Consider the following 4,676-nt stretch of genomic DNA (forward strand, 5'->3'; position numbering starts at 1 on the left):
CTGTTAACATTTCTCTGAGTTTTAGATCATCTTCAACGATGATTAAAGAGTGTCTATCCGTCATGGAGACTCCTAGATAGGTACGATGAACGACATGACAATCGCTGACATTGGAAAAATTTGAAGTGCATAGTAAAGCAAAGACCCAGCATTTTCGCTAGGTCTTTGTATGGTTGGATGAGTTTCTATTGATACAATTTCTTGTTATTCAACTGCTTTGGTTGGTGAAGAGCGAAGTTTGTTCGCCAGCATCACCACAAGTGGGCTAGTCAACATCACAACTGCAAGCACGGTAAACACGAAAGTGATCGGACGTTCCCACAAGAAGCTTAACTCCCCATCGCTGATCATCAACGCGCGGCGAAGGTTCTCTTCCATTAATCCACCCAAAATAAAACCAAGCAGCAGCGGTGCCAGTGGGAAGTTGGCTAACCGCAGAGCAATCGCTCCCATCGCGACGATCAACATCACGTAAACATCCATAGTGTTAAACGAAACCAAATAAACACCGGTGATTGAGAAGAACAAAATCATCGGCAGCAATACGGTTCTTGGTACTGCCAATAGCCTTGAAATATAAGGAATAAGCGGTAAGTTAAGGATGATAAGTACAATATTACCGAGATACATTGAGATGATGACAGACCAAAAGACATCAGGGTGATCAACAAATAAACGAGGGCCAGGTTGAATGCCGTAAGAGAGCAGGGCTCCAAGCATGATCGCTGTGGTGCCAGAGCCGGGAATGCCGAGTGTCAATAGCGGAACAAAAGATCCGCTAGAGGCGGCGTTATTGGCTGACTCTGGTGCAACAAGCCCACGCAAAGACCCTTTACCGAACTCTTCTTTTTTATCTTTGGGCGCTAAGCTGCGCTCCATACCATAACTCAAAAATGCGGCGATGGTTGCGCCAGCGCCGGGCAACACGCCAGTGAAAAAACCTAAAATGGAAGCACGAATTGAAACGGGAGCCGCTTCTTTAAATTCTGCTTTGGTGATTTTCATACTGCCCAAGTTGCTGATTTTATTCTGTTCATCTGTACGCGTGTCGTTTTCTGGTTTTAAAATACCCATTAATGTCTCGCCTAAAGCGAATGTCGCCATCGCCAGCAAGAGGAAGCTAAAACCGTCCATTAAATCAGTTAAGCCAAAGGTAAAACGTTCCACACCTACGCCTTTATCAATACCAACGGTAGAGAGCATCAAGCCAAGAACAACCATCATCCATGCTTTAAGGACTTGTCCTTTGCCAGCAAAGGCGGCGACCGCCGATAGACCGAGTAGCATCAACGCAAAATAGTCAGAGGATTGAAAACTCAGTGACACGCTGGCCAGTGCAGGCGCTGCGACCAAGAGCATAATCGCTGACAAGGTTCCACCTGTAAAAGAGGCGTAAGCGGCGATGGCTAACGCTTTACCAGCTTGGCCTTTTTGCGCCATGGGGTAGCCATCAAACGCGGTGACCACGGTTGCTGAGCATCCGGGAGCATTAATCAAAATGGAGGAAGTGGAGCCGCCAAAAATAGCGCCGTAATAAACGCCGGCCATTAAAATTAAACCTGAAGATGGTTCAAGGCCATAGGTGATCGGGATCATCAACGCGATGGCCGAAATCGGGCCAAGCCCGGGTAACATGCCGATAAAAGTACCGACGAAACAGCCCACAATCACCATGAAGATGTTCATTGGCATCATGGCGGTAGAAAGCCCTTGTAAAATTCCATCTAACATAATCAGTTCCTACCAGAGTGTGAAAATAACGCCGGGCTCAAGGTAGATGTCCAAACCTTGAGTAAGCAGCAGATAAAACGCGATGACAAAGGGAAAAGAAGCACCAAATAACACTGATTTGCGTCTTTCACCCAAAATATAAAAGCCAGCGAGTAGAAAGAAACTGGTGGCCAGTACGAAGCCTAAATAGGTTAGACCAAGTCCGTACAGCGCCATCAACACTAAAAAACCAATCAACAATTTCCAGTTGAAGTGCAATACCGCGCCGCTTTGTTTATCGGGCTGCCCTAACACCAGCATCAACAAAGAGAGGCCAATTCCAGCGTAAGTCAGCAGAGTCGGCAAGGTTTGGGCGTTAAACGGTTCATATTCATCACCGGGAAACATCGGTATTTGAGTCGTTTGATAGCCGTAGCAAAGGCTAAGAACAAGGAAGATCAACGCGCCAACGCGATCGCGGCACAGTAAATATTCTTTGCTGAAAAATTTGGTTGGCAGATCCGACATATCCAACTCCATGGTAAAAATAGGGGAGAAAAGAGCCGTGTAGCAGCGAGTTAATGAATTGATTAACTAAGGGCAAAGGGATAGGTGTATGGAGGTTTTCCTATTCATATTTGCCTGATAAACAAAGGAGTATTGAGCATAACTGCACACGGCAAAAGTGTTGCTAGCGGGGACAAGGCAAGGAACTGTCCCCTTAGCGACCTTACTTCAGGAAACCGAGCTCACGCATCAGATCACCCATCTCTTTCTCTTGGGCTTCTAAGAAGGCGTAAAACTCTTTATCCGCTTGATAGTTATCGATCCAACCATTACGGTCGCGGACGATTTTCCATTCATCGGTGGTGTACATTTTCGCTAATGCTGCGTTCCACTGATCAATCTTCTCTTGGCTGATCCCAGGGGCTGCGAAGAAGCCGCGCCAGTTAGCAAAGACTGTTGGGTTGCCATAGTCAGTTAATGTTGGAATATTCGGGGCAGATTCCAAACGTTTAGGGGCGGTGATCGCCAAAATTTTCACTTGGCCAGACTTGGACATTTCAAGCACTTCACCTAAGCCTGTTGAAAGCAGTTGTGTTTCACCAGAAAGCAGTGCCGCCATGGCTTTGCCACCCGCGTCATAGGCGATGTAGCGAACTTCTTTTGGATCCAACCCTTGCCCTTTGAAGGCGGCCGCGGTGACTAAGTGATCCATACTGCCACGAGCAGAACCGCCAGCGACTTTGACTTTACGCGGGTTGTCTTTGAAATCGGCAACCGCATCTTCCCACGTTTTGTATTTTGAATCGCCCGCAGCAACGATAGCGCCATAATCAGAAACAGTGGCGGCAATCGGTGTTAAATCGCGGAAGGATTGTGGAAAAACACCGGATAAAGAACGAACAACAATCGGTGTAGAGTTGACCATCAAGGTATCTTCTTGGCGGTCTGCGGTTTCAATTAGGTGTGCAATCGCTTTACCACCACCGCCACCGGATAAGTTTTGGTAAGACACATTGCCGACAATGTCGGTTTTCATCAGTACATCACCTGTACCACGAGCCGTCATGTCCCAACCACCACCCGCGCCACCGGGTACTAAAATGTGAAGTTTCTCAATATCAGCGGCGAAGCTGCTAATAGAAAAGGTTGCAGCCAGAATGGATGCAGTGAGGGTTGGTTTGAACTGCTTAAACATATTCACGTTCCTTATGTAGGGCGCATCTTCATCTTTACCTTGGAGCGTTTGTGACTGAATGCTACAGGCGGAGATAGGGTGCTTATCGTTGTTATCATGACTGCATCAATGATCCAATGCAGATACGTTAAGTTAATAACCTGTTACAGGTTTGTCTCTAATGCGTAGATAAAAACAATATAGGGCATAAAAACGTTTTTGTTCATAAAGTTCACGGCGTTATTTTGCTGCGTTGTGTGACGAGTCTTCGCTAGCGTCTTGTCTCACTATCTACGAGCAGTAAACGGGTGTTATTCATTGCAAATTGCGCAGCTGAGGCGTCATTACCTTGTTGAAGTAAGGTCGTGATACTGGGCAGCAGTAAGAAAAAGATCAAAGGTTCGGGATATTGGGCTTGCCATTGATGGCGCTCATCTAACACATGCCCTTCGAAGTAGACGGTGAGTACCACACTGTCCGATGAAAAGTGCGAACCATGGAACCGCCCTAAAGTATGCGTCGAGCCCCATATTGAACTCAGTGGTCGCTCCGATGTGCTTTTAAGATAGAGATCAACGGCTACACTTTGCGATTGAGAACCTTGCGGTTGAGAATGTCGATGAACCGTTAAACGCTCACCCGAATACTTGCCTTGCTGGAAAGGCAAATAACCTAAGTTGTTCGGTGTTACACGGCCATCGTTTGCACACATTTGAACCGAATCGGACATTTGCTGGCTGCTGTACAATTCACAAGCAAATTGAGCAACAAGTTGCTGTGCTGCGCTTTGAAATAAGCGAGCATCAAATGAGTGTTCTTGCTCAAGGTGTAAATTTAATTCAGGAAAAACAATAGGTAACTGGCTTGTTAGCGCGTTGAGGTCATTGATCGTAACCGATTGATTCTGCTCTATTGCCGTGCGAATAATATTTGGGCTGTCTGCCAATGAAAGATCATCTTCAGAATAGATCGCCTCACTCAGTAGTGGGTAGCTGCGCGGATTTTTCGGTTTACTGTTGTAGGCAATGCATCCAGATAAGAGCAACGAGCAGGCGAGAGCGTAACCAAAAGGAGAGTGCGTGATTCTCTTGCAAATATTCATAAGTGACGGCCGTGTCATCGGTAATGGGTTGCACTGCTTATTCTATCTGCGAAATCGACACTTTTCTCTTTTCAAGCTCACAGAGTTTTATCTTCTTCGGGTTCAAATTTAATCATTAAGTTTCTTATACATTAGTCTAATGTGTCGACAATTTTATTGATTATCGATGGCTTTGTGGTCTAT

At 46.1% G+C, this 4,676-nt stretch carries 4 protein-coding genes; all 4 read right to left on the reverse strand.

Translation table 11 applies throughout. The features are described 5' to 3' along the window. Positions 1-204 precede the first annotated feature (204 nt). Positions 205-1,731, reverse strand: a complete 1,527-nt coding sequence (locus tag B9J84_RS05030; protein ID WP_017046152.1) for a tripartite tricarboxylate transporter permease — start codon at positions 1,729-1,731, stop codon at positions 205-207. A 9-nt stretch (positions 1,732-1,740) separates the two neighbouring features. Further along, positions 1,741-2,238, reverse strand: a complete 498-nt coding sequence (locus tag B9J84_RS05035; RefSeq protein ID WP_010318351.1) for a tripartite tricarboxylate transporter TctB family protein — start codon at positions 2,236-2,238, stop codon at positions 1,741-1,743. A 202-nt stretch (positions 2,239-2,440) separates the two neighbouring features. Beyond that, positions 2,441-3,412: a tripartite tricarboxylate transporter substrate binding protein gene (locus B9J84_RS05040; protein WP_094123678.1), complete on the reverse strand. Its 972-nt coding sequence runs from the start codon at positions 3,410-3,412 to the stop codon at positions 2,441-2,443. Between the two features lie 250 nt (positions 3,413-3,662). Next, on the reverse strand, positions 3,663-4,493 hold the full coding sequence (locus B9J84_RS05045; RefSeq protein ID WP_094123679.1) for a hypothetical protein: 831 nt from the start codon (positions 4,491-4,493) through the stop codon (positions 3,663-3,665). Positions 4,494-4,676: the final 183 nt, after the last annotated feature.

Origin of the sequence: Vibrio sp. V03_P4A6T147, from assembly GCF_002241085.1 — a bacterium.
GTDB lineage: Bacteria > Pseudomonadota > Gammaproteobacteria > Enterobacterales > Vibrionaceae > Vibrio > Vibrio anguillarum.